Annotated in this window: 4 protein-coding genes; all 4 read right to left on the reverse strand. The window is 68.0% G+C overall.

Translation table 11 applies throughout. The features are described from left to right. The coding region (locus KDH83_RS29740) for a TRAP transporter large permease (protein WP_212322424.1) at positions 1-1033 on the reverse strand (1033 nt) is incomplete at its 3' end. Continuing rightward, positions 1030-1650 carry a TRAP transporter small permease gene (locus KDH83_RS29745; RefSeq protein ID WP_103274567.1) on the reverse strand — a complete coding sequence of 207 codons (621 nt, stop codon included), beginning with the start codon at positions 1648-1650 and terminating at the stop codon, positions 1030-1032. The genes KDH83_RS29745 and KDH83_RS29740, both read right to left, overlap by 4 nt. A 147-nt stretch (positions 1651-1797) precedes the next feature. After that, positions 1798-2844, reverse strand: coding sequence for a TRAP transporter substrate-binding protein (locus KDH83_RS29750; RefSeq protein ID WP_212322427.1), 1047 nt, complete (start codon positions 2842-2844; stop codon positions 1798-1800). 468 nt (positions 2845-3312) lie between these two features. Then, positions 3313-4221, reverse strand: coding sequence for a LysR family transcriptional regulator (locus KDH83_RS29755; RefSeq protein ID WP_212322429.1), 909 nt, complete (start codon positions 4219-4221; stop codon positions 3313-3315). Positions 4222-4358 lie beyond the last annotated feature (137 nt).

A 4358-nucleotide genomic window follows, 5' to 3' on the forward strand; every position in this document is an offset into this window, starting at 1 on the left:
CGACGATGGGAATCGTCGTGATCATCATGGACAGCGTCTCCATGAAGCAGCCCAGCACCAGGTAGAACACGACTACGATCAGCAGCATCCAGCCCGGCGACAGGCCCAGTCCGGTGATGGACTGGGTCAGCGCGTCGGTCAGGCCGGTGGCCGACATGACGAAGTTCAGGAAGCTGGCGGCGATCACGATCAGCATGATCATGGCCGTGGACCGCATGGTGCCTTCAACCGCCTCGCGCAACATGTTCCAGGTCAGGCGCCGGTACCAGGCGGCCAGCACCAGCGCGCCCAGCACGCCCAGCGCGGCGGCCTCGGTCGGCGTGGCCAGGCCGGCGTAGATCGAACCCACCACCAGCAGGAAGATGCCCAGCGGCGGCGCCAGGTGGACCAGGCTGGCCATGCGCTGGCCCCAGCTGGCCTGGATTTTCTTGCCGCCCCAGGACGGCTTGGCCACGCAGGCGATCACGACCGTCAGCATGAACAGCGCCGCCATGGCGAAGCCCGGAATGATGCCGGCCAGGTACAGCTTGGGCACCGACGAATTGGTCAGCACGCCGTAGATGACCAGGTTGATCGACGGCGGGATCAGGATGCCGAGCGTGCCGCCGGCGGCCAGGCTGCCCAGGAACAGCGGCTCGTTGTAGCCGTACTTGCGGATCTGCGGAATGGCTACCGTGCCCACCGTGGCGGCGGTCGCCACGCTGGAGCCGGACGTGGCCGAGAACAGCGTGGACGCGCCGATGTTGGCGTGCATCAGCCCGCCCGGCAGCCACGACAGCCACAGGCTCATCGCGCCGTACATGCGCTCGGCGAACCCGGCGCGCAGCAGCACCTCGCCCAGCATGATGAACAGCGGAATCGCCACCAGCAGGAATTCGTTGTTCGAGCTCCACGACAGTTCGCCGATGGCGCGCGACAGCGGCAGCATGGAAAACAGCGGATCCAGCGTCAGGCCCAGCACGCCCAGGGCGGCGCCCACGGGAATGGACAGGCCGATCAGCACCAGCAGAAGGATCAGGGCGGTGGCGATCATGCGGCTTCTCCCTTGACCATGCGCTCGCCGGCGGCGGCTTCCTCGTCGGCTTCTTCCTGCGCCGAGCGCACGCCGCAGATCTGCTTGACCAGCTCGATGTCGCCCGTGACCAGCGCGGCCGAGGCGCGCGCCAGCATCAGCGCCACCGTCAGGCACATCCAGGCCAGGCCCAGCAGCCACAGGCCCTGCGGAATCCACAGCGGCGTGGCCAGGGGCGTGTTGGCGGCGGACTTCTGCGCCCAGGAGGTCTGCACCATGTCGTAGGCGTAGTAGGTCAGGAACACCATGAAGACGGCCAGCGCCACCAGCGACAGCCAGTCCAGCACGGCCGACAGCCGCACCGGCAGGAATTGATAGAGCACGTCCACGCGCACGTTGGCGCGTTGCAGCGTGGCGAAAGCCAGCGCCCAGGAGGTGCTGATGGCGAAAGCGTAGCTCGACAGTTCGTCGGCGCCGCCCGTGGTGAAGCCCAGGAACTTGCGGGCCAGCACGTCGAAGGAAATGAGCAGGACGCTGGCAATGGTCAGCGCCCCGCCCGCCCAGACGGCCACGCGCGAGCAGCTTTCGGCGCGGCGCAGCAGCCCGCCGAGCAGGCGGAAGTGTTCGGTAGAGGTCATCGGTCTTGACTCCGCGAGGGGGTCGCCCGGCGCAGGGCGCCGGGGGTGGAAACGCCGGGAGCCGGCGCCGCCCTGCCCGCGAGGGGCGGCGGCGCGCGGTCCCGGTTACTTGCTGGATGTCGCTCGCGCGACATCACTTGCGAGACATCACTTGCTGGCGGTCACGCCCAGCGTCTTGCCGACGGTGGCGTTGAAGTCCTTGACGCACTGGGCCGAGCAACGGGCGGCCCACTTGGGCAGCACGGCTTCCTGCGTGACCTTCTTGAGCAGGGCGCGGTCGGCCTCGGACGGCTGCACCAGCACCATCTTGCCCTTGACCGGGTAAGGGCAGGCGGCGGCGCCGGTGTTGCAGTCGTAGCCTTCCTGGGTCTGGCGCGCGGCGGCGTCCCAGATGTTGTCGACCAGCGTCTTCACGTTGGCTTGCAGGAAGGTGCGCACGGCCGGATCCAGCTTGTCCCAGGCCTTCTGGTTGACGGCGTGGATCTGCTGGTTCCAGTTGATCGGCAGCGCGTACAGGTGCGTGGACACCTCGTACCACTTTGCCGAATAGCCGGACAGCGAGCCGGTGATGGCGCAGTCCACCACCTTGTTCTGCAGCGCCGGCACGACTTCGCCGAAGGCCATGGTGACGCTGGAGCCGCCCAGCGCCTCGACGAACTCGGCGGTGGTACGGCTGCTGGTGCGGACCTTCTTGCCCTTCAGGTCGGCCAGGCCCTTGATTTCGGCGTTGCAGAACAGCACCTGGGCCGGATAAGTGGAAATGCCCAGCAGCTTGACGTTGTTGCCCTCGCCGTACAGGCGCGCGTAGACCGGCTCGAAGGCATTGGTGACGGCGCGCGCGGTCTGCACGTCCGGCGCCAGGCCGGCCAGGTCGATGGCTTCGTTGATGGGGTTGTCGCTGGCGAAGTACGACAGCGTGGCGGTGCCGAACTCGATCACGCCCTGCGACATCAGGCGCAGCAGCTCCGGACCCTTCAGGCCCATTTCATTGAAGCCCTTGATGTCGGCCGTGACCTGGCCCTTGGACAGCTCGGGAATGGTCTTGGTCCAGAAAGGCTTTTCGTAATCGTTGTAGGCCGTCAGGTTCGACAGGCCGCCGACGACCTTCAACTGCGTCTTGGGCAGGTCCTGGGCGTGAGCGGCGCCGGCCAGCAGGCCGGCCGCAATGGCGGCGCATACGAGGGATTTCTTCATGGATCAAGCTCCTGGCTGCGGGAATGTCTGCCGCGCGCGGGTCCCCGTTGGCCCTGGCTGCGCGCGGCCGCGAATGCGGAACGCGAATCGCGAGCGCCGGCCCCGTGGCTGTATGCGGGGTCGCCGGAACCGCCTCGGTCCGGTCCCGGCGCGCCTCGCGAAGCCTGGCTTCGCCGCCGTCCGGAACCCGTCCGCTGCCCTTCCCCGCTTTCCCCGCGCCGCCTTTACTGGCGCTCGTTATCGATGTGGCCGCATTGCACCGCCCGGGACGCGCAGCGTCCAATCGTATGTTGCGATGCCGAGGTATAAATATTTCTTTGGTCTGACCGGCGGCGGGCGGCATATTACCCGCAAACCCAGTACTGGCGCGGCTTTCCAGCCTGGCGGCAATATCGCGCGATGGCCGCGCGGCGCGCTTGGGCCGGGCTTGTCCACGGGAAAACACCTAGGGCCGCCGGCCCGGTCTGACTAGCTGGCCGGCGTTCCGTCGGTGGCCTGCGCGGCCACCTTCTGCGCCATCTGCGCGATCAGGCGCACCGCATGGCTGTCCGGGCCTTGCACCCAGCTCGCGGTGAAACTCAGCTCGGGCAGCGGATCGGCCTCGACCCGCAGGATGCGCAGCTCGCCGCGCGCCAGTTCCTTGCCCAGGAACACCGGCGCGATGACGCTGGTGCCGATGCAGTCCTCGGTCATGCGCACCATCATGGACATGGATGCGCTGCCGTACATGCGCGGCGCGGCCACGCCGGCGCGCGTGAGCATGTCGCGCACCACGCGGTACGGCGCGCTGTTGGACGGATAGGTGATGATGGGCAGGCGCGCGATGCGCTCCAGCGTCACCGGCTCCGGCCCCAGGTCCAGGTGCGGATTGGCGACCCAGGCCAGCGGATAGGTGCACAGCGGCAGATTCTCGACCCGCGCCTCCAGCACCGGCCCCATCAGGAAGGCCAGATCGATCTGGCGCGACAGCAGATGCGGGCGCAGCACGTGCGTAGTGTCGACCTCGATCTCCAGCACCAGTGCCGGATAGGCGGTGTGCACCAGTTCGATGAGCGTGGGCAGCCAGGTCTGCACGATGGTCTCGGCCACGCCGATGCGCACGGTGCCGGACATGACGTTCTGCTCGCGCGCGGCCTCGAACATGTCGCGGCGCACCTGCAACATGCGTTCGGCGTGCGACAGCAGTTCATGGCCCTTGCCGGTGAGCTTGACGCCGCGCGCCTCGCGCTCGAACAGCCGCACGCCCAGGTCGGCCTCGAGCGAGGCGATGCGCTGCGACACCGCGGGCTGCGTGGTGTTGAGCTTGTCCGCGGCGGCCCGGAAGCTGCCCAGGGTGGCGACCCAGAAAAAAGTCTCGACGTTGCGTAATTCGATCATGGCCCTATCCGTCCGGCGCGATGAGCGTATCATGTCAGCCGCCCAACCGTCCCCCACAGGAGTTGTCCATGACCCCGGCCGCCACCGGTCGCCCCCGCCCCGCCGCGCCCGCCACCCGCGGACCGTTGAACGGCGTG

Source organism: Achromobacter sp. Marseille-Q0513, assembly GCF_018195695.1.
Taxonomy (GTDB): Bacteria; Pseudomonadota; Gammaproteobacteria; order Burkholderiales; family Burkholderiaceae_B; genus Achromobacter.